Annotated in this window: 14 protein-coding genes and 2 tRNA genes; 11 read left to right on the forward strand and 5 right to left on the reverse strand. The window is 63.9% G+C overall.

Annotated features, from left to right (window positions below):
* Positions 1 to 15 precede the first annotated feature (15 nt).
* From ACP92_RS14615 to hemC, 3 genes are read right to left on the reverse strand one after another with little or no spacing between them, the layout of a single operon-like run.
* The gene (locus ACP92_RS14615; RefSeq protein ID WP_013234884.1) at positions 16 to 1,221 is read right to left on the reverse strand and encodes a uroporphyrinogen-III C-methyltransferase; all 1,206 of its coding nucleotides are present in this window, start codon (positions 1,219 to 1,221) and stop codon (positions 16 to 18) included.
* A 32-nt stretch (positions 1,222 to 1,253) separates the two neighbouring features.
* Positions 1,254 to 2,063, reverse strand: coding sequence for a uroporphyrinogen-III synthase (locus ACP92_RS14620; protein WP_013234885.1), 810 nt, complete (start codon positions 2,061 to 2,063; stop codon positions 1,254 to 1,256).
* The gene (gene hemC / locus ACP92_RS14625; RefSeq protein WP_013234886.1) at positions 2,047 to 3,003 is read right to left on the reverse strand and encodes a hydroxymethylbilane synthase; all 957 of its coding nucleotides are present in this window, start codon (positions 3,001 to 3,003) and stop codon (positions 2,047 to 2,049) included. Before hemC ends, ACP92_RS14620 begins: the two co-directional genes overlap by 17 nt.
* Before the next feature lie 222 nt (positions 3,004 to 3,225).
* Here hemC and ppc point away from each other — a divergent pair, with 222 nt between their 5' ends.
* Both ppc and ACP92_RS14635 read left to right on the forward strand, forming a co-directional pair.
* A complete protein-coding gene (ppc, locus tag ACP92_RS14630) occupies positions 3,226 to 6,138 on the forward strand; it encodes a phosphoenolpyruvate carboxylase (RefSeq protein WP_013234887.1) in 2,913 nt (970 codons plus the stop codon).
* Between the two features lie 459 nt (positions 6,139 to 6,597).
* Positions 6,598 to 7,488, forward strand: coding sequence for a dienelactone hydrolase family protein (locus tag ACP92_RS14635; RefSeq protein WP_231944330.1), 891 nt, complete (start codon positions 6,598 to 6,600; stop codon positions 7,486 to 7,488).
* Between the two features lie 98 nt (positions 7,489 to 7,586).
* Here ACP92_RS14635 and ACP92_RS14640 read toward each other — a convergent pair whose 3' ends face one another.
* Entirely contained in the window at positions 7,587 to 8,411 is an 825-nt protein-coding gene (locus tag ACP92_RS14640; protein ID WP_013234889.1) for an HDOD domain-containing protein, read from the reverse strand.
* 464 nt (positions 8,412 to 8,875) lie between these two features.
* Between ACP92_RS14640 and argH the strand changes: the two genes are divergently transcribed.
* The 9 genes from argH to ACP92_RS14685 all read left to right on the forward strand — a co-directional run bounded on the left by argH (position 8,876) and on the right by ACP92_RS14685 (position 18,513).
* Positions 8,876 to 10,270, forward strand: a complete 1,395-nt coding sequence (gene argH / locus ACP92_RS14645; protein ID WP_013234891.1) for an argininosuccinate lyase — start codon at positions 8,876 to 8,878, stop codon at positions 10,268 to 10,270.
* A gap of 462 nt (positions 10,271 to 10,732) precedes the next feature.
* Positions 10,733 to 11,890, forward strand: a complete 1,158-nt coding sequence (locus ACP92_RS14650) for an ABC transporter substrate-binding protein (RefSeq protein ID WP_013234893.1) — start codon at positions 10,733 to 10,735, stop codon at positions 11,888 to 11,890.
* Positions 11,891 to 11,998: 108 nt separating this feature from the next.
* Positions 11,999 to 12,880: a branched-chain amino acid ABC transporter permease gene (locus tag ACP92_RS14655; protein WP_013234894.1), complete on the forward strand. Its 882-nt coding sequence runs from the start codon at positions 11,999 to 12,001 to the stop codon at positions 12,878 to 12,880.
* A 1-nt stretch (position 12,881) separates the two neighbouring features.
* A complete protein-coding gene (locus tag ACP92_RS14660; protein ID WP_041310922.1) occupies positions 12,882 to 13,757 on the forward strand; it encodes a branched-chain amino acid ABC transporter permease in 876 nt (291 codons plus the stop codon).
* Positions 13,757 to 14,518, forward strand: coding sequence for an ABC transporter ATP-binding protein (locus ACP92_RS14665; RefSeq protein WP_013234896.1), 762 nt, complete (start codon positions 13,757 to 13,759; stop codon positions 14,516 to 14,518). Before ACP92_RS14660 ends, ACP92_RS14665 begins: the two co-directional genes overlap by 1 nt.
* Positions 14,515 to 15,246 carry an ABC transporter ATP-binding protein gene (locus ACP92_RS14670; protein ID WP_048348579.1) on the forward strand — a complete coding sequence of 244 codons (732 nt, stop codon included), beginning with the start codon at positions 14,515 to 14,517 and terminating at the stop codon, positions 15,244 to 15,246. Before ACP92_RS14665 ends, ACP92_RS14670 begins: the two co-directional genes overlap by 4 nt.
* A 134-nt stretch (positions 15,247 to 15,380) precedes the next feature.
* Positions 15,381 to 15,465, forward strand: a tRNA-Leu gene (locus ACP92_RS14675).
* Positions 15,466 to 15,930: 465 nt separating this feature from the next.
* Positions 15,931 to 16,015 (forward strand) — tRNA-Leu (locus tag ACP92_RS14680).
* Between the two features lie 278 nt (positions 16,016 to 16,293).
* Entirely contained in the window at positions 16,294 to 18,513 is a 2,220-nt protein-coding gene (locus ACP92_RS14685; RefSeq protein WP_013234898.1) for an alpha/beta hydrolase domain-containing protein, read from the forward strand.
* A gap of 47 nt (positions 18,514 to 18,560) precedes the next feature.
* Here the strand turns inward: ACP92_RS14685 and pbpC are convergent, their stop codons facing one another.
* Complete coding sequence (gene pbpC / locus ACP92_RS14690; RefSeq protein ID WP_013234899.1) at positions 18,561 to 20,822, reverse strand: penicillin-binding protein 1C; 2,262 nt, start codon at positions 20,820 to 20,822, stop codon at positions 18,561 to 18,563.

The following is a 20,822-nucleotide window of genomic DNA, read 5'->3' on the forward strand; positions in this document are numbered from 1 at the left end:
GTTCCCGTCAGCGGCTCAGTGGCGGGCCTTGTAGTTGCGCACGGCGTTGAGGCTCTCGGCCAGGGTCGGCAGCTGGATGGCCAGGTTGCTGCCCTGCACCTGCTTCAACAGCGCCTGGGTGGTCTGCACCTGCTTGGCGCGGGTATCGAAATACTTGGCGATGGTGTCCTGGGCCGAGGCGAGGTCGTTGCGGAAGGCGAACTCATTGCGCGAAAGCAGCGCCAGACGCGCATTCAACAGGCGCAGCTTGAGGTTTTCGCGGACGAAGTAGGCCTGCCCCGGCGAGAGCAGGATGGCTTCGGGCGTCTGCACTTCACGGATGCGCACCAGCTGGCGCAATTCGGCCCACATTTCGGTGCTCATGCTCTGCCAGGTCTCGCGCGCGCCGGCCAGCCATTGCGACCAGGCCGAGGCCGGGGCCTCCTCCGGGACGGCGGCGGCCGCCTTGCTCTTGGCGGGGGCGGCGCTGGCCTTGCCGGCTACCGCCGGGCTCACGCGCTGCGGCTTGGGTTCGCTGGCCGATTCCACTGGCTTTTCATCGACCAGCAGGGGCATGTTGTCGATCTGGCCGATGGCGCTGTCCAGGCGTACGGCGATGCCGGGGATGTCGACCGTGGGCAGTGCCTTGAGGCGGTCGATATCGCGCGCCAGGGCGCGGCGGATGGCGATGAATTGCGGCTTGTCCGAGCGCGACAGGCTCTTGTCGGCGTTTTGCAGGGCGATCAGCGCGCCCTGTACGTTGCCGGCCAGTTCCAGCTGCTGGTCAGCCGTGGAGAGCACTTCCTCGATCTCGGAGAGGGCCCAGTCGTCGCGGTTCTTGTTCAGGTCCTGGTACATCTGTTCCAGCGCCAGCTGCTGGCTCTGGGATTCGGCCTGCTTGCTGTCGAGCACGCTGACCCGCGATTGCAGTTCCTTGGTGCTTTCCTGCACGGCCTTCAACACGCCCTTCAATTCATTGTTGCTGTTGTCGCCGCTCTGCAGGCGCTGCGCCACTTCGCTGCGCAGGTCGCGCAGTTCGGCGTGGGAAACCCACCACTGTGCGCCCAGGCCGGCGATGACCAGCAGCAGCAGGACGGTCTGGGCGCGCTGGCGACGGCGCAGCGCAGCCGTGCCGTCCGGCGCGGTGAAGGTGTAGGAGGCCTGCGAGGCGGCCGCGCCAGCAGTCTGGCTGGCTTGCGGCTGGGGCTCCGGCAATTGGGGGGTGGATTGCTGTTCGGTCATGGGCAGGATTGTAACGCGGCAAATTAAACGGCCTATACGGCAGCGGGGGCAGCAAGTGCGGCAAGCAGGCGCTCATCGCCCGAACCGGTCAGGACCACCCGCTCGAAACCCTGCTCCCGAGCGGTCTCGGCGATCCTGTGATGCGAGACGAAAATGCGCTGCCGTTGCAGTTTTACCACACGTTCCTCGCCCCCGGCTAGTCTTGTCAAGTCGACCAAATTGCGCAAGGCCTCGGAACTGGTGATGACCCAGTCGGCCCCGCCATCGAGCAAATCCAGCAAGAGCGGGCCATTCTGGGCGTCCAGCCGGGGGGCGGTACGCCGATAGGCGGTGAGGTACTCGACTGTGACGCCCTGTTGTTGCAATGCTTCACTGAGGAAGTCGCGACCGCTCTGCCCGCGCACGATGAGGGCGCGCTGCCCGCGCAGCTGCGCCAGCGGCAGCGACTTGAGCAATTCTTCCGAATCCATCTTGTCGGCCCGCTGCGGTCCATAGAGGGTGGCGCAAGCGGCGTCCACGCCATGGGCGCGCAAGGCCAGCCGACTGCCCTCGCCGACGATGCCGATGGCGACCTTGGCCGGCCAGGGACGCCCGGCGGGCAACTGTGCAAAGGCTGCATCGATGGCGTTGGGACTGACGAAGACCACCAGCGCGAACTCTTCCAGCCGCGCCAGCATGGCCTGCAGCGTCGCCACATCCTCGACGGCGCTGATCTCCAGCAGCGGAAACACCACCGCCGGACGACCCAGCGCCTGGACGCTGGCGGCAAAGGCATGCGCCTGTTGCCGGGGCCGGGTCACGACCACCGGCAGCGCGGCGCCGGACTCAGGCAGAGGCGGCATCGGCCTGGGCCTTGCAAGCGGCCAGGATGTCATCGGCGCCACGCGCCTTGAGCAGCTCGGCGACCTGCGCACCCAGCGCCTCGGGGGCGGCCGCCGGTCCTTCGGCTTCGGCGGCGGCGGCATGCAGGCCGTCAGGGGTGGCGATCATGGCGCGCAGGTGCAGGCGCTGGCCATCCAAGGTGGCGTAGGCGGCCAGCGGGATCTGGCAGCTCGCGCCAAAGATGCGCGAGACCGAGCGTTCGGCCGCCGAGACCACGGCAGCGGGTTCGTCGTGCAGCGGGGCCAGCAGGCGCTTGATGTCCTCGCGGCCCTCGGGGATCTCGATGGCCAGCGTTCCCTGGCCGGGGGAAGGCAGGCTTTGCGCGGGGTCGAGGAAGGAGCGGATGCGCGCCTTGAGACCCAGACGGTTCAGGCCAGCCACGGCCAGGATGATGGCAGCGTAGTCGCCACGGTCCAGCTTGGCCAGGCGGGTGTCGAGATTGCCGCGCAGGGGCTTGACCACCAGTTGCGGATAGCGTGCAGCGATCATGGCCTGGCGGCGCAGGCTGCTGGTGCCGACCACGGCGCCGTCGGGCAGCTCGTCCAGCGCGGCGTAGTCGTTGGAGACGAAGGCGTCGCGCGGGTCTTCGCGCTCCAGGATGGCGGCCAGCTCGAAGCCTTCGGGCAGGTCCATGGGCATGTCCTTGAGGCAGTGCACGGCCAGGTCGGCGCGGCCTTCGGCCATGGCCACTTCCAGTTCCTTCACGAACAGCCCCTTGCCGCCGACCTTGGACAAGGCGCGGTCAAGAATCTGGTCGCCCCGGGTGGTGGTGCCGAGGATACTGATGCTGCACTGCGGATATAATGCCGCCAGACGGTCCCGCACGTACTCGGCCTGCCACATGGCGAGGCGGCTTTCACGCGAGACGATGACGATGTTGGAAGGAGGAAATTCTTTCAAGACGGGCTTTCCGATTCAGTCGTGGCACCCGCGGCAGAGGAGACAAGGAAAGCAGGAGACCGGCGAATCCAGACTGTAAGCTGATTAAAAAACGCAATTAAAAACAAAGTTCAGAGGCGACACGCAACCCATAAAAACGAGGCAAATTCTAGCACGCACACCCACGGCAATCCGATCCACAAGCACGACTTTCTCTCTCGAAAACCGCAGCAACCGTTGATCATGGCGACTACAAATCCAACTAAACGCAGTGCCCGTTCGGCTCCATCCACCTCCCGTTCCGCCGGCGCCAACCCCGCCGCAACCAGCATTACCCCCAGCAAACCCGCCCGCGGCGCCGACAAGGATGCGCCGCTCAAGGAAGACATCCGCCTGCTCGGCCGCCTGCTCGGCGAGGTGCTGCGCGAACAGGAAGGCGATGAGGTCTTCGAGGTCGTGGAAACGATCCGCCAGACTGCCGTGCGCTTTCGCCGCGAATCCGACGCCAAGGCCGGCGCCGAGCTGGACAAGCTGTTGAAGAAGCTGACCCGCGACCAGACCAATTCGGTGGTGCGCGCCTTCTCCTACTTCTCGCACCTGGCCAACATCGCCGAAGACCAGCACCACAACCGCCGCCGCCGCGCCCACCTGCTGGCCGGTTCCGAGGCCCAGCCGGGCAGCGTGGCCTATGCGCTCTCGCGTCTGGACGACGCTGGCGTCTCGGGTGCACAGGTGCGCAATTTCCTCAAGGAAGCGCTGGTGTCGCCGGTGCTCACGGCCCACCCGACCGAGGTGCAGCGCAAGTCCATCCTGGACGCCGAGCGTGAGATCGCCCGCCTGGTGGCCGAACGCGACCTGCCGCTGACGCCCCGCGAGCTGCGCCACAACACCGAACTCTTGCGCGCGCGCATCGCTACGCTGTGGCAGACCCGCATGCTGCGCTATACCAAGCTGACCGTGGCCGACGAGATCGAGAACGCCCTCTCCTACTACCGCACCACCTTCCTGCGCGAACTGCCGGCGCTGTATGAGGACATCGAAGCCGAGATCGACAGCCAGTTCCCGGCACGCGGCAAGAGCCGTCCCACCGAACTGCCGCCCTACGTGCAGATGGGCAGCTGGATCGGCGGCGACCGCGACGGCAACCCCAATGTCAATGCCGGCACCATGCAGCATGCCTTGCAGCGCCAGTCCACGGTGGTGTTCGACTACTACCTGGAAGAAGTGCATACGCTGGGCGCAGAGCTGTCCATCTCGACCCTGATGGTCGATGCCAGCCCCGAATTGCTGGCCCTGGCGGCGACCTCTCCGGATCATTCCGAGCACCGTGCCGACGAGCCCTACCGGCGCGCCCTCATCGGCATCTATGCGCGCCTGGCGGCTACTGCCCGCGCGCTGGGCGCGATCAACATCCTGCGCCAGGAAGTGGGCGCCGCTGCGCCCTACGAGACGCCCGAGCAATGCGTGGCCGAGCTGGACGTGCTGGTCAGTTCGCTGCAGGCGCATCACGGCGCTGCGCTGGTCAAACCACGCCTGGCGGGCTTGAAGCGCGCCGTCGAGATCTTCGGCTTCCACCTGGCCACGCTGGACATGCGCCAGAGTTCGGACATCCACGAGCGCGTGCTGGCCGATCTGTTTGCCAAGGCCCAGGTCGAGGCCGACTATGCCGCCCTGAACGAGGAGCGCAAGATCGCCCTGCTGCTGGGCGAGCTGTCGCGCCCGCGCCTGCTGCATTCGCCCTACCTGGAATATTCCGAGCAGACTGATTCCGAGCTCTCCATCCTGCGCGCGGCCCGCGAGATCCGCCGCCGCTATGGCGAGCGCGCCATCCGCAACTACATCATCTCGCACACCGAAACCCTGTCGGACCTGCTGGAAGTGCTGCTGCTGCAAAAGGAAACCGGCCTGCTGCACATCGAGGGCAACCAGTTGCGCGAACTTGAGCTGATGGTCATTCCGCTGTTCGAGACCATCCCCGACCTGCGCTGCGCCGCCGAGATCATGCGCGGCTGGCTGAGCCTGCCGCAGGTCAAGGGCCTCATCGCCAAGCACGGCAAGCTGCAGGAAGTCATGCTGGGTTATTCGGACTCCAACAAGGATGGCGGCTTCCTGACCTCCAACTGGGAGCTGTACAAGGCCGAGAACCAGCTGGTGGAACTGTTCAACGAAGCCGGCGTGAAGCTGCGCCTCTTCCACGGTCGCGGCGGCACCGTCGGCCGGGGCGGCGGCCCCAGCTACCAGGCCATCCTGGCGCAGCCGCCGGGTACCGTCAACGGCCAGATCCGCCTGACCGAACAGGGCGAGATCATCGCCTCCAAGTTCGCCAATCCGGAGATCGGCCGCCGCAACCTGGAACTGCTGGTGGCCGCCACGCTGGAGGCCAGCCTCATGCCCACCAATGCCGACGACAAGGAAGCCCGCAAGCTGGCCGAGTTCGAACGGGTCATGGAAGAGTTGTCCGAACGCGCCTATCGCGCCTATCGCAACCTGGTCTATGAGACCCCGGGCTTCACCGACTACTTCTTTGCCGCCACCCCGATTGCCGAAATCGCGCAACTGAACATCGGTTCGCGCCCCGCTTCGCGCAAGGCCACCCAGCGCATCGAAGACCTGCGCGCCATTCCGTGGGGCTTCTCCTGGGGCCAGTGCCGCCTGCTCTTCCCCGGCTGGTATGGCTTTGGCAGCGCCGTCTCGGGCTGGCTGGAAGACGCCGGCAATGCCAAGGAAGCAGCGCGCCGCCTGGCCACGCTGCGCGCCATGTGCAAGGAATGGCCATTCTTCGCGGCGCTGCTGTCGAACATGGACATGGTGCTCTCCAAGACCGACCTGGCCGTGGCCTCGCGCTACGCTGGGCTGGTGGCCGACCGCAAGCTGCGCAACGCCATCTTCGGGCGCATCACCGACGAGCACGAACGCACCAGCGCCATGCTCTCCACCATCACCGGCAGCAAGGAGCGGCTGGCAGCCAATCCGCTGCTGGCGCGCTCGATCAAGAACCGCTTCGCCTATCTCGACCCGCTGAACCACCTGCAGGTCGAGCTGATCAAGCGTCACCGCGCCACGGTGGCCGCCAAGCGCACGCCGGAAGAACGCGTGCAGCGCGGCATCCACCTGACCATCAATGGCGTAGCCGCCGGCTTGCGCAACACCGGCTAGCCCCCTGCCGCACGGCAAAGCTGCCAGGAAGGGCCGCCCGGGATGACCGGGCGGCCCTTTTTCCTTGGACGTGGGAATCAGGACAGCGCGCGTCAAAAGATGAAACGCCCCGTCTCAAGATCGCCGTTTGCATGCCGATAACCTATGGCTAGAATGGCATTTGACTGCCCGACAACTGTGTTGCAAACGGCGCACAGTCAGGCCCATTCCTGTGCCAAATCAACATTTTGCACTGCAGAAAAAACTATTGCCGAGCTCGCTTGTCTCAACGGTTTTGTAGAATAGAATCTGAATAGATCTTGTGCATGTAGCCGTTGCACCCGGTGAATGGAATTGCCTCGCATTTCCTTTCCCGGCGCGTGGGGACAACAGATGCGACGGCACGGCTTATATACGGGGAAACGACATATCATGCGTATCTGGGGAACACCTCTGGCCACATTTTGCGCTGCGGCATTCATGCTCGCGGCCAGCGCGCTGACACACGCCGCGCCCAACTCCGCACCGCCTGCGCCGCTGGAAGCGCGCCGCGTCGCACTGACCAGCGTGGATGGCAACGGCGGCAAGGCCACATCGCTCTATGGCGTGTGGATCAAGGCGCGCAAATCCCTCAACAGCAAAGGCCCCTATCCCACCGTGATCGCCCTGCATGGCTGCGGCGGTCTCTACAGCATCGTCAAGGATGGCCGCGGGGAATTCACCCCGCGTCACCTGGCCATGGCGCGGGTGCTCACCGATGCCGGCTACAACGTGCTGTTCCCGGACAGCTTCACCCCGCGCGGCCGCCGCTCGACCTGCCAGGATACCGTGGCCCAGCGCGAGATCAGCGCCATGAACCGTCGCTTCGATGTGCAGGCTGCCATGCGCTGGGTCACCACCCAGCCCGACGTGGACGTCAAGCGCATCGCCCTGCTGGGCTGGTCGCATGGCGCCTCCACGGTGCTGGCTTCGCTGAACCTGGCCGAGACCGACGTGGCGGTGCGCAAGATCCAGCCACGCGCCGCCGTGGCCTTCTATCCGGATTGCCGTCCCTACGCCAAGCCCAGCGAGCCCTTCAAGCCGGCCGCGCCGCTGCTGATCCTCATGGGCGAGAACGATGACTGGACCCCGCCGCAGGCATGCGAGGCGATCGAGCAAAAGATGCAGGGCAGCGATACCGAACTGGCCCTGCGCCTCTACCCCGACACCTACCACGACTTCGATGCGCCGGGGCTGCCGGTCCACGTGCGCATGGATGTGGCCGGCGTGGGCAAGCGCGGCGAAGGCGTCACCAGCGGCGCCAATCCGGACGCGCGCACCCAGGCCTATCGCTCCATGCTCAACTTCCTGGATGCCAAGCTCAATTACTGAGACTGAGTAGCGACGGCGCCCGTAGGCGCTTGCCACCATGAAAAATTCCGCCCGGGTTCAACCGGGCGGAATTTTTTTGGGACATGGGCGCGAACGGCTCAGGCGATCAGCTCCTGCATGCCCTCGCCCAGTTCCTCCAGCGGCGGCATTTCCTGGGTGAAGGTCTCCAGGCGCACTCCCAACCGCTCGGCGACCTCGGCGGGGAAGGTGGCGGCCAGTTCCTCATCCGAATACTGGTTCTCGTGCGCCCGGGCGCGCCAGGCGGCCAGGTGGACGATGGCTGCGAAGGGGTCGAACTCTCCCTGCAGCGGCTGCGGGAAGGCCTCGATGACCTTCGCGAACTCGTCCGGGAAGCGCCAGCGCCGCGCCAGCTCAGCGCCCACGTCGGCAAAGTCGTAGCCAAAGGACTTGCGCTCCACGTCCAGGCGGCGCGCATCCAGGGGGCCCGCCACCTTGTCCACCTGCAGCGCCTGTTCGGGCATGCCGGCGTGCATCACCAGCTGGCCGATGGCATGCATCAGCCCCACCGTGAAGGCAAAATCGGAATTGAGCTTGCCCCGCTTGGCCAGCCACTTGGCGACCAGGGCCGTATCCAGGCTATAGCGCCAGAACAGCTTCAGATCCACACCGGGCAGCTTCTTGAAGCTGCCTGCCATGCCGGTGCTCACCACCAGCGTGCGCACGGTCATGAAACCCAGCATCAGCACGGCATCATCGACCGTGCCGATGGTGCGCGAGACATGGTAATAGGATGAATTGGCCAGGCGCAGGATCTTGGCGCTCAGGACCTGGTCGGCGGCCAGCTTTTTGGCGATCTCTTCGATCGAGACCGATTCATTGTTGAAGCTCTCGATGACTTCCTGCACCACCTTCGGAATGCTAGGCAATGCAGTTTGCTGCTGAAACAGTGCTTCCAGATTCATGCTTCTCTCCTTTAAGACGACCCCCACACATCGACTTCATGAGCACTTACTGGACCACCCCCGTGGCATCTGCGACCGGATGACGCCACCCCTCAGTGTTGACATCGGCATCGTTTCCGGTTGCTCCATGGCGGTAGCCCCGGCTTTTCCGGCGACCGCGAGGTCGCCCGAATCAGTCATCGCGCTTCGAGTATAGCGGCAGGTTTTGTCAGCAGTACAAGTTATTTTGCGCCGCAGGAAGACTTGCGTAAAAACAACAAGCAAAAATGATGCCACATGGAAACAAGCGCTTCCCCGTAGCGGTTTTCGCGGCCGCAGCCATCGGCTGGGAAGTGAGGAAAAAAACGTGCAGCAAGCCGCAGCGGGAACGCGAAAAATCCGCGCGCCGCAGCATTTCCGGCTGCATGGCCGTGGCTTGGCGCAGTTGTGCTTGCTATAATCGCCCATTCTCCGGAATTCCCTATATGACAGACCAATTTGCTAAAAAGGGCGAAGCCTGGTCGGCTCGCTTTTCTGAACCCGTCTCCGATCTCGTCAAGCGCTATACCGCATCGGTGTTCTTCGACAACCGCATGGCCCAGGTCGACATCCAGGGCTCGCTGGCGCACGCCGAGATGCTGGCGCACCAGGGCATCATCAGCGCCGCCGACTACGCCGAGATCCAGCGTGGCATGGCCCAGATCAAGGGTGAAATCGAAGCCGGCCAGTTCGAATGGCTGCTGGATCTGGAAGACGTCCACCTCAACATCGAGAAGCGCCTGACCGAGCTGGTCGGCGACGCCGGCAAGCGCCTGCACACCGGCCGTTCGCGCAACGACCAGGTGGCCACCGACATCCGCCTCTACATGCGCGGCGCGGTGGACGACATCATCGGTCTGCTGCGCGAGTTGCGCCTGGCCCTGCTGGACTTGGCCGAACAGCATGCCGACACCATCCTGCCGGGCTTCACCCACATGCAGGTGGCGCAACCGATCACCTTCGGCCACCATGTGCTGGCCTATGTCGAGATGTTCGGCCGCGATGCCGAGCGCATGATCGACGCCCGCAAGCGCATCAACCGCCTGCCGCTGGGCGCGGCCGCCCTGGCCGGCACCACCTTCCCGATCGACCGCCTGCGCGTGGCCAAGACCCTGGGCTTCGACGACGTCTGCCGCAATTCGCTGGACGCCGTCTCGGACCGCGACTTCGCCATCGAATTCTGCGCCGGCGCCGCATTGGTGATGACGCACATCTCGCGCATGTCCGAAGAACTGGTGATCTGGATGAGCCCGCGCGTGGGCTTCATCGACATTGCCGACCGCTTCTGCACCGGCTCGTCCATCATGCCGCAGAAGAAGAACCCGGACGTACCCGAACTGGCGCGTGGCAAGACCGGCCGCGTCAACGGCCACCTGATCGCCCTGCTGACCCTGATGAAGGGCCAGCCCCTGGCCTACAACAAGGACAACCAGGAAGACAAGGAACCGCTGTTCGACACCGTCGACACGCTCACCGATACCCTGCGCATCTTCGCCGACATGGCCCGCGGCATCAGCGTCAAGCCGGAAGCCATGCGCGCAGCCGCCCTGCAAGGCTACGCCACCGCCACCGACCTGGCCGACTACCTGGTCAAGAAGGGCCTGCCCTTCCGCGACGCCCACGAAGCCGTGGCCCACGCCGTGCGTACCTGCGTGGACAAGGGTTGCGACCTGGCCGACCTGTCGCTGGCGGACCTGCGCGCCTTCTCCGACCTGATCGGTGAAGACGTGTTCGCCGTCTTGACGCTGGAAGGCTCGGTGGCTGCACGCGACCACATCGGCGGCACCGCACCCAAGCAGGTGCGTGCGGCCATTGCGCAATTGCGCAAGGAACTGAACTAACCGCTGAAACGAACGCGTGGCGCCATCGTTCACCCGTTCGGACTGAGTAGCGGCGCAGCCGCGTATCGAAGGCGCGCAGTCGCTGCGCCCTCGATACAGCCCTTCGGGCCTACTCAGTCCGAACGGGAACAGATGGTTTGCGCGACAGCATCAAAGAAGAGCACCACCCTTCGTCCGCAGGCCGGACGTTGTTCGCATGCCGCCGTGGCGCGCCCTACCCGGGTGCGTTGCAGCGGGTTGTAATTGCTGGCGCAGCCTGCCTTTTCGGGTATGCTGTGGCGGCTGTATCGAAAGAGACCGCAAAACGGTCTTCAGAGGATGGAGCACAAGTCCCGGCCATCCCGGGCGTCTTTTGCATCATCCTCGATGAAGGAATCGCCACATGACGTCGCGCCGCGCTGTTGCGCACGGCGCACCGTGATGCGGACGATTTCTACAATATCTAACTGAGGAGAGAACTCGATGCAATTCAATACCATGCTCAAGACCATTCCGGCCCTGCTGATCGGCGCCACCCTGTCGCAGGCGGCGCTGGCCGCCGACATCAAGCTGGGCGTGGCCGAAGCCCTGACCGGCCCGGCCGCCAAGTATGGCGTGGCCATCAAGAACGGCTTCACGCTGGCGTCCGAAGAAATCAACGCCAAGGGCGGCGTCAACGGCGACAAGCTGGCCCTGGTGATCGAAGACGAACAAGGCAAGAAGGAAGAAGCCATCAACGTCTTCAAGAAGCTGATCTTCCAGGACAAGGTGCTGGCCGTCTTCGGTCCCACCCTGTCGAACTCGGCCTTCGCTGCCGACCCGATCGCCAACGCCGCCAAGGTGGTGGTGTTCGGCACCAGCAACACCGCTGACGGCATCACCGCCATGGGGCCCTTCACCTTCCGCAATTCCGTGATGGAAGCCGACGTGCTGCCCGTCACCGTCAAGGCCGCCGTGAAGCACTTCGGCATCAAGAAGGTCGCCGTGATCTACGGTAATGACGATGCCTTCACCAAGTCCGGCTACGACGTCTTCAAGGCCACCCTGGAACACCAGAAGATCCCCGTCACCACCACCGAGGCCTATGCCAAGGGCGACGTCGACTTCAAGGCCCAGCTGACCAAGATCAAGGCCGGCAACCCGGACGCCATCGTCTGCTCCTGCCTGGCTGAAGAAGCCGCCAACATCATCCTGCAGACCCGCGCGCTGGGCATGAAGCAGCCCTTCATCGGCGGCAATGGCCTGAACTCACCCAAGCTGTTCGAGATCGCCAAGGATGCCGGCGACAACACCCTGATGGGCAGCCCCTGGTCGGCCGAGAACCAGACCCCGGCCAACAAGGCTTTCATCACGGCCTACAAGGCCAAGTTCGGTGCCGATCCTGACCAGTTCGCCGCCCAGGCCTATGACGCCATGTACATCGTGGCCGATGCGCTCAAGAACGTGAAGCTCTCCGGCAATCTGGCCAAGGACCGTGACGCCCTGCGCGCTGCGCTGCCGGCGGTCAAGATCGATGGCGCCACCGGCAAGTTCGCCTTCCGCGCCGCACCGGCGGTGGCAGGCAAGCAGGTCGGCTTCGATGCCGACCAGGAAGCCATCGTCAACATCGCCAAGGGCGGCAAGTTCGTCCTGCTGAAGTAAGCAGCCCAAGGCCGTAAGACGGTCGCAGCCGGGCAACCGGCGGCGACCGCCTGCAAGCGATCGCGCAGCGCGCGGCGCTGGCCATCTCATCACCTATTGCAGGTTCCCATGTTAGAACAACAGCTCATCAATGCCCTCTCGCTGGGCAGCGTGTACGCGCTCTTTGCGCTCGGTTTCACGCTGGTCTTTGGCGTGCTGGGCGTGATCAATCTTTCGCACGGCGCCATCTTCATGCTGGGCAGCTACGCCGCCCTGCTGCTGGTGGAGCAGATGGCCCTGCCCCTGTGGGTAGCGCTGCTGCTGGCCATGGTGGCCACGGGCCTGTTGGGCCTCATCATCGACGTGCTGGTCTTGAAGCCCTTGCGCAAGCGCAATGCGCCGCACCTGATCCCGATGATCGCCACCATCGGTGTGGCCATCATGATCACCAACATCTCGCAGGGCCTCTTCGGCGCCGAGAACAAGCGCTTCCCCCAGGGCACCATCCCTGAAGAGAGCGTGAGCCTGGGCAACCTGCACATCACCGCCGTGCAGGTGGCGATCATCGTGATCGCCTTCGTGCTGATGGTGGTGCTGCTGGGCGTGATGCGCAAGACCCAGCTGGGCCGCGCACTGCGCGCCATTGCCGAGTCGCCCAAGGCGGCGTACCTGCTGGGCATCAACGTCGAAGGCCTGTTCCTGCTGACCTCCTTTGCCGCAGCGGCCCTGGGTGGCGCGGCCGGCGTGCTGGTGGGCGTGTCCTTCAATGCGATCTCGCCCTTCATGGGGCAGCCGATGCTGCACAAGGGCATTGCGGTCATCATCCTGGGCGGCATGGGCGATATCCGTGGCGCCATGATCGGCGGCCTGTTCCTCGGCTTTGCCGAGGTGTTGACGGTGGCCTATATCTCCAGCGACTTCCGCGATGCGGTGGCGTTCGGCCTCCTGTTCCTGATCCTGCTGGTAAAACCCTCCGGCATGTTTGGCAAAGTGCTGGAAAGGAAGGCATAAGATGGGCTTCATGGAATGGTGGGATGGCTTCTGGGCCACCTACAACACGGTCATTTTCAGCATCGGCGTCAACGCCATGCTGGCGCTGTCGATCTACGTCACCCTGTCCTGCGGCCTGCTGTCGCTGGCCAATGCGGCCTTCATGGGCATCGGCGCGTACACCGCGTCGCTGTTGACGATGCAGTTCGAGATGCCCTTCCCCATCGCCCTGGCCGCAGGCGGCGTGCTGCCTGCGCTGGTGGCGCTGGTGATTGGCATCCCCACGCTGCGCCTGTCCGGTGTCTACCTGGCCATGGCGACCTTGGGCTTTGGCGAAGTGGTGCGCGTGATCGTCCTGAATCTGGACATCACCGGCGGCCCTATGGGCTTAAACGGCGTTCCGCCGATCACCGAGTGGTGGCACATCGTGCTGCTCCTGGGCGTGACCATCTATGTGCTGGCGCGCCTGCGCCGTTCCAAGATCGGCCGTGCCTTCGAGGCCATCAAGGAAGATGAAATCGCCGCGCGCCTGATGGGCGTGAACGTGGCCGGCTACAAGCTCCTGGCCTTCGTCATCGGCGCGGCCATCGCGGGCGTGGCCGGGGGCCTGAACGCGCACTTCACCTTCACCATCGGCCCCAACAACTATGGCTTCGAGAATGCGGTCGACATCCTGACCATGGCCGTCTTTGGTGGCACCAGCAACCTGATCGGCCCGATGATCGGCTCGACCATCCTCTCGCTGCTGCCGGAAGTGCTGCGTCATTTCAAGGACTTCCGCCTGGCCATCAATGGCCTGATCCTGATCCTGGTGGTGCTGTACCTGCCCAAGGGCATCTGGGACCCGCGCCGCATCCGCGCCTTCCTGGGCCGCAACGCTGAGAAGAAGGTGAAGTAATGCTTTTACAACTGAACGACATCAGCAAGAACTTCGGCGGCCTGCAGGTGCTGCAGGGTGTGAATTTCAACGTCAGACAAGGCGAGATCTTCGGCCTGATCGGCCCCAACGGCGCCGGCAAGACCACGGTCTTCAACCTCATCACGGGCCTCTTGCGCGCTTCATCGGGCAGCATCCGCTTCAATGACGACGACATCGGCGCGGTCGCTCCGCACAAGATCACCGAGCGCGGCATTGCCCGCACCTTCCAGAACATCCGCGTGTTCAAGGAAATGACGCTGCTGGAAAACGTCGTGGTCGGCATGCACGATCACCTGAACTATGGCGTGGCCAGCATGCTGTTGAACCTCGGCGGCTTCCGCAATGCCGAGAAAGAAGCCCGCGAACGCGCGCTGGAGCTGCTCTCCTGGGTGCGCCTGGACCACAAGGCGCACATGCTGGCCGACAGCCTCTCCTATGGCGAGCAGCGCAAGCTGGAATTCGCCCGGGCTCTGGCGACCAAGCCCAAGCTGCTGTTGCTGGATGAACCGGTGGCCGGCATGAACCCGGCCGAGAAGACCGAGTTGATGAGCGAGATCGTCAACATCAAGCAGCGCGGTTTCACCATCTTCATGATCGAGCATGACATGCGCTTCGTCATGGGTCTGTGCGAGCGCATCGCCGTGCTCAACTTCGGCAAGATCATCGCCGAGGGCACACCGGACCAGATCAAGAACAACCAGGAAGTGATCGAGGCCTATCTCGGCAAGGAAGAAGCATGAGCGCCAGCGGTAACAAGCAACCCATCCTGCAGGTCGAGGACCTGGCCGTGGCCTATGGCCACATCGAAGCGGTCAAGGGCATCAGCCTGTCGCTGAACGAAGGCGAGATCACCGCGCTGGTCGGCGCCAATGGCGCGGGCAAGAGCACGTCTCTGTTGGCCATCTCCGGCCTGGTGAAGGCGCAGCGCGGGCGCGTGCTGCTCCACGGGCAAGACCTGCTGCAGATGTCGCCGCACCGCATCGTCGAATCCGGCGTGGTGCAAGTGGCCGAAGGCCGCGCCACGCTGACCACGCTGACCGTGGAAGAAAACCTGGCCTTGGGCGCTTACACGCGCAAGGACAAGGACGGCGTGGCGCGCGATCTGGAGTGGGTGTATTCCCTCTTCCCGGTATTGAAGAACCGTGCGGCCGGACTGGCGGGCAATCTCTCGGGTGGCGAGCAGCAGATGCTGGCCATTGGGCGCGCGCTGATGGCCAAGCCCAAGGTCCTGTTGCTGGACGAACCGTCGATGGGGCTGGCGCCGTTGATCATCCAGGAAATCTTCCGCATCGTGCAGGAGATCAACAAGACCGGCATGACCGTGCTGCTGGTGGAACAGAATGTGCGCCAGGCGCTGCGCATTGCGCAACGCGGCTATGTACTGGAGACCGGCAAGATCGTGCTGGAGGATAGCGGCGCCAATCTGCTGGGCAATCCCAAGGTGGTGGAAGCCTACCTGGGTGGTTGATGGGATGGATGTGGATGTGGATGTGGCCTGGGAAAAATAATAAAGAATTTTTCAATTAGGTGTTGACCACCAGGCTGATAGGCCTTAATATGCAGCCTCTTTCAAGCACAGCAAGTTATCGCTGATGCCAGAAGGCCCACGTGGCGGAATTGGTAGACGCGCATGGTTCAGGTCCATGTGCCGCGAGGTGTGGGGGTTCGAGTCCCTCCGTGGGCACCAACATAGAAAAGGTCGATTGACGCAAGTCAGTCGGCCTTTTGTGTTTTGGGGTCCACGGATAAAGCGCCTACGCTTTGCTTTTCGCCCACTCATGCCCCCTCCCCGTTCGGACTGAGTAGCTGCGCCCTGCGCAGCGTATCGAAGGCGCGCCGTCCAACACATTCCGCCTTGCGGGCTTCTATCCCGATCACAAGCATCCGCGCGCCTTCGATACGATCCTTCGGATCTACTCAGGTCGAACGGTTGTCAGTAGCTTCAGCGATCCATGGAACCATCCCGCTGCATGGGATGATTTGATGACACCTAGATTATTTAGTTTTTAGGATCATCCATCCCTCTGCACAGGGCATTTTTTGCTTAGTTTTTTGGAGCATAAAAAACTTCAAAAAAAAGATGACAACACAAAATTTTGCCCTTAGAATGCAGCCTCTTTCAAGCAATGCAGTTTGATCGCATGTGCAGAAGGCCCACGTGGCGGAATTGGTAGACGCGCATGGTTCAGGTCCATGTGCCGCGAGGTGTGGGGGTTCGAGTCCCTCCGTGGGCACCAAAATAGAAAAGGTCGATTGACGCGAGTCAGTCGGCCTTTTGTATTTTGGGGACCACGAGCAAGGCGCCTGCGCGCCTTGCGGGAGGGACGAGAAAGTCCGGCCTTGCAAGGCCGGACGGGGTCGAGGGACGTGACCGAGTCCCTCCGTGGGCACCAAAATAGAAAAGGTCGATTGACGCGAGTCAGTCGGCCTTTTGTATTTTTTACCCTCAAAAAAACGTCAGCCGACTTTGCGGTAGGCTTAGGCTTCCTCGTCGTTATCCATCACCAGGGAGACTATGAAAACCACCATCACCTTGCTCACCGCCCTCCTCGGCGCGGCTGCCATGGAACAGGCCCACGCCGCCGGCGCGACACTCAAGCCAGCCGGCTATATCGAGCAGCTCGAGATCACCCAGACCGCGGACGCCTTTGGCGGGGCCACGCCGGCCGGCGCAGCCGGTCCCTACCAGCTGGTCTCGGGCATCGTGCATGGAAAGCTCGACGCCCATCATCCCGACAACGCGATGATTACCGATCTCGACAAGGCGCCAAGGGATGCCCATGGTTATGTCTCCTATACGACGGACTTCGTGATCCTGCGCCCCAAGTCAGCCGCCCAGGCGCGCCGCGTACTCTTCTATGACGTGGCCAATCGCGGTCGCAAGTTGGCCGAGGAATTCTTCATCGGCGGCAAATCTTTGCGCAATGGCCCCGCCCCCGGCGACAACTACCCTTCCCTGCTGCGAGCCGGCTATACCATCGTCTGGAGCGGCTGGCAGGGCGACCTGAAGCAATCAGGGGCAGCCATCGACGGCGCGCTGGGCACACGGTTCCCGGTGGTCGCCAACAAGGACGGCTCGGCCATCACCGGCTTGAGCCGCGAAGAATACATCCCCGATTTCCATCAGGGGCACAAGGAATTCAAGCTCGCCTACCCTCCAGCCTCCCTACGCGACAAGTCGCAGGTCAGCTTCACCGTGCGCCAGACCTGGCGCAACGGACAGGGCCAGCAAGACTACCAGGCGCCCTCCGCCCCCGTGACTGAGTGGCATTACGAGCCCAAGGCGGATGGCAGCGTGAGTGTGGTCTTCACGCCGCCCTCGGCAGTGCCCGGCCCGGCTGGCACAAGCGTGCCGGCCGACCAGGGCAGCATCTACAGTTTCGTCTATCCGGCCAGCCATCCCCGGGTGATGGCCATCGGTTTTGCGGCCGTGCGTGATCTGGTGAGCTTCCTGCGCGATGCGTCGGCCGATGCCAAGGGTGCGGCCAATCCCCTCAACGACATGAAAGACGCCGCCTGCGTCAGCCAGCAGGCTTGCACGGCGCACGACAAGCGTAATTTCGACTTGACCATTGGTGAAGGGATCTCACAGTCGGGCCGCTTCATGCGCGACTTCCTCTACATGGGATTCAACAAGAACGCGCAGGGAAACAAGGTCTTCGACGGGATGATCGCCATCATCCCGGGTGGACGCCGCACCTGGATCAATGAGCGTTTTTCGCAACCGGGCCGCTGGTCCAAGGGTCACGAAGAACACTGGATGCCGGGCGACCAGTTCCCCTTCGCCTACAACGTCATGCAAGATCCGGTCAGTGGCGTGACCGATGGCTTGCTCAAGCAATGCAGCGCCAGCATGACCTGCCCGAAGATCATGCAGATCGATGGCAGCTTTGAATGGTGGGGTGGTCGTGGCGCACTGGTGGTCACCGATGGTGCGGGCAAGGACCTGACCTTGCCGGACAACGTGCGCTACTACCTGATCTCCGGCACCCAGCATGCAGGCGGGCCTGGCATCAAGAACGGCGTAGTGAAGCAGAACGGCCAGGACAGCATGTGCCAATTCCCGCCTAGCCCGGTGACCCAGGCGCCAGTGCTGCGGGCCATGATTCCGGCGATGGAAAACTGGCTGGCGAAGGGACAGTTGCCACCGCCCTCGCGCTATCCGACCGTGAGTGACGGCACGGCGGTCACGCCTGACCAGGCCTCGGTCGGATTCCCTGCGCTGGACAATGTGCTGGCGCCACTGGCCAATGCCGCAGGAACAGTAAGGCCCACAGAACTGCATCTGTCCTATAGCGGCATCCACAATCCGCTCGCCGTCACCGACTATCGCGCTGCGATACCGGTAGCCGATCCCACGCGGCCGTATCGCATCCTGGTGCCGAAGGTCGATGCCGATGGTAATGAACTGGGCGGCATTGCCCAGCCTGAAGTGGCGGTCCCTCTAGCAACCTATACGGGATGGAACCTGCGCGCTGCCGGTCATGCGCAAGGGGAAACCTGCTCTTCTCTGGGCAGTGCGATTCCCTTCGCCGTGAGCGGCGCGACCAGGAGCAGCAGCGATCCCCGGCCTGCACTCGACCAGCGCTACCAGGGCCGCGCCGACTATGCTGCGCAGGTCAAGGCAGCCGGCGACAGACTGGTACAGGAAGGCTATCTGCTGCCACTGGATGCCGAACACATCTTTGCCGCGCACGCCAGGCAGGTATCACCGCAACTGATCCCGCAACCCTGAGCAGTTGCAAGCGTCCATGGGCGCAGGCTGGCCCATGGACCGCCTGTTCAGCGCCGCCGCTTCTCTTCCGGTCGGGCCACCGCCCCACGCACCTCAAACCGCACCCTATCCAGTTCCTGGCCGCCCTTGTCCTGCAACACCAGCACATGCTTGCCCGGCCAAGGCATCCAGTCAAAGCCCAGTTCTTCCTCACCCGAGGCCGATGCGTTGGTGCTGACCTTCTGCGCCTTCACCCTGCCCGCCTGCATGACTTCCTGCGGCATCAGCTTGCCATCCAGCACCCAACGGCTACCCGCTGGCACCCCCTGCGCGCGAAAACGGATGCGCTGCCGTGCCGGTGGGATATCCGGATCCAGCGCGGCCAGCATGCCTGCGGTCGGATAGGTAATGGCGGGACGGATGTCGCGCGCGTGGGCAAGCCGGATCTCGGCCTGCGCGGTACCGGGCAAGAAATATTCGGTGCGGGCGGCTTCCACCTCCTGCTCATATCGGATCATCTGCGCCTGCACGCCAGCGGGCTTGGCTGGAGGGCCGTTGCCGGCCTCACGTCCACCGTTGCGTCCGCGTTCATGCAGGTACTGCATCACCTCCTGCCACACCGGCGCGGCGCCCGTCACGCCCGAGACATCCCACATCGGCGCCCCCGATGCATTGCCGACCCATACCCCTACGGTATAACGCGTGGAGTAGCCAACACACCAGTTGTCACGCATATCCTTGGAGGTGCCGGTCTTGACCGCGGTCCAGATGCGCGTGGACAGTGCATTCTCCAGGCCGAAGGTCCGCGCACGCGCACTGCGGTCGGAGAGAATGTCGCCGACGATGTAGGCCGCGTCGGCGTCCATCACCTGCGTGGCGCGCGCTGGCGTGCGCGCTTCGTCGAGCCGCGTGCGCAAAGGTGTGTAGCGACCCTGGTTGGCCAGCACGCGATAGGCATTGGCCAGATTGGCCAGCGTCACGTCGGCACTGCCCAGCGCCAGGCTGTAGCCGTAGTAATCGCCACTCTCGCGCAGGTTGAAACCCAGTGCCTGAAGGCGACGGAAGAAACGCTCGGGCGTCACCATCACCAGCGTGCGCACGGCCGGGATGTTCAGCGATGAACCCAGCGAAGTGCGCAGGCTCACCAGCCCCTTGTATTGTTTGTCGTAATTCTGCGGAATGTAGAGCCCGGCGGAGGTGGCCAGATTGACGGGGGAATCGTCCAGCAAGGAGGCGGCCGTCAGCCATTTCTTTTCGATGGCCAGTTCGTAGAGGAAGGGCTTCAAGGTCGAACCTGCCTGCCGCTGCGCCACCACGCCATCCACATTGGCCGCTGCCGAGAGCGGGCCGCTGGAACCGACCCAGGCCAGCACGTCGCCCGTGGCGTTGTCGATGACGATGATGGCGCCATCCTCGATATTGCGATCGGCCAGCCCTGCCAGCTGATGGCGCAAGGCCTGCGTGGCAAAGCGCTGCAAGCGGGCATCGAGGGTGGAGCGCAATTGCTGCCCCGGTGCACTCAAGAGCTTGCGCGCCAGGTGCGGAGCCAGTTGCGGTGCGTCGCTGGTCCCGGGCAGATCGCGCTTGGCCGAGACCCGCGCCAAGGCCAGTTCGGTGCGGCCATCCATGCCATTGCACTGCTCGCCCGGGCCCTCTTCCTTCAAGATGGCGCAGGCGCGGTCGGCCACGCGGCGGGGCGTCGCATTGGGCGCACGAATCAGCGCCACTGCGATGGCGGCTTCACCCTGGTCGAGTCCACTCGGATGCTTGCCGAACATGATGCGCGACAGTGCATGCACGCCGACCAGCTCCCCCCGGAAGGCCACCAGGTTGAGATAGGCTTCCAGGATCTGGTCCTTGCGCCAGTTGCGCTCCAGCGATTGCGCAATCCACGCCTGCGACACCTTTTGCGTGAGCGAACGCGCCCCGGACTTGCGGCGCAGATCGTCATAGATCAAACCCGCCAGTTGCATCGTGATGGTGGAGGCGCCGCGTGTCTTCGAATTCCACAAATTACCCCAGGCCGAGGCTGCCACGGCGCTCCAGTCGATGCCGCTGTGCTGGTAGAAACGCCGGTCTTCCGAGGCGATCAGCGCATGGCGCAAGGCGGGCGAGACGTCTTCCAGCCTGACCCAGGCCAGCTTGCGCTCGTCCATGTTGATGCGCATGCGCTGCAGCAGCTCGCCGTTGCGGTCCAGCAGGCTGGCCTCGGACGGCAGGAAGTCGCGCTGCACTTCCTTGAACGAGGGCACGGCATGGGCCGCCACGGGCATGAGCAGCGCCAGCACCAGCGCACACAGTGCGCCGGTGCTGGACTTGCGTGCAGTCAT

Source organism: Herbaspirillum seropedicae (assembly GCF_001040945.1).
Lineage (GTDB): Bacteria > Pseudomonadota > Gammaproteobacteria > Burkholderiales > Burkholderiaceae_D > Herbaspirillum > Herbaspirillum seropedicae.

What these genes read in the sequence shown, in the direction of transcription:
- ACP92_RS14635 (WP_231944330.1), top strand. Translation starts at nt 6,598, where the DNA reads ATGCTCGCGGCCAGCGCGCTGACACACGCCGCGCCCAACTCCGCACCG.
- ACP92_RS14640 (WP_013234889.1), bottom strand. Translation starts at nt 8,411, where the DNA reads ATGAATCTGGAAGCACTGTTTCAGCAGCAAACTGCATTGCCTAGCATT.
- ACP92_RS14650 (WP_013234893.1), top strand. Translation starts at nt 10,733, where the DNA reads ATGCAATTCAATACCATGCTCAAGACCATTCCGGCCCTGCTGATCGGC.
- ACP92_RS14660 (WP_041310922.1), top strand. Translation starts at nt 12,882, where the DNA reads ATGGGCTTCATGGAATGGTGGGATGGCTTCTGGGCCACCTACAACACG.
- ppc (WP_013234887.1), top strand. Translation starts at nt 3,226, where the DNA reads ATGGCGACTACAAATCCAACTAAACGCAGTGCCCGTTCGGCTCCATCC.
- pbpC (WP_013234899.1), bottom strand. Translation starts at nt 20,822, where the DNA reads ATGACTGCACGCAAGTCCAGCACCGGCGCACTGTGTGCGCTGGTGCTG.
- ACP92_RS14620 (WP_013234885.1), bottom strand. Translation starts at nt 2,063, where the DNA reads ATGCCGCCTCTGCCTGAGTCCGGCGCCGCGCTGCCGGTGGTCGTGACC.
- ACP92_RS14670 (WP_048348579.1), top strand. Translation starts at nt 14,515, where the DNA reads ATGAGCGCCAGCGGTAACAAGCAACCCATCCTGCAGGTCGAGGACCTG.
- ACP92_RS14685 (WP_013234898.1), top strand. Translation starts at nt 16,294, where the DNA reads ATGAAAACCACCATCACCTTGCTCACCGCCCTCCTCGGCGCGGCTGCC.
- ACP92_RS14655 (WP_013234894.1), top strand. Translation starts at nt 11,999, where the DNA reads ATGTTAGAACAACAGCTCATCAATGCCCTCTCGCTGGGCAGCGTGTAC.
- argH (WP_013234891.1), top strand. Translation starts at nt 8,876, where the DNA reads ATGACAGACCAATTTGCTAAAAAGGGCGAAGCCTGGTCGGCTCGCTTT.
- ACP92_RS14615 (WP_013234884.1), bottom strand. Translation starts at nt 1,221, where the DNA reads ATGACCGAACAGCAATCCACCCCCCAATTGCCGGAGCCCCAGCCGCAA.
- ACP92_RS14665 (WP_013234896.1), top strand. Translation starts at nt 13,757, where the DNA reads ATGCTTTTACAACTGAACGACATCAGCAAGAACTTCGGCGGCCTGCAG.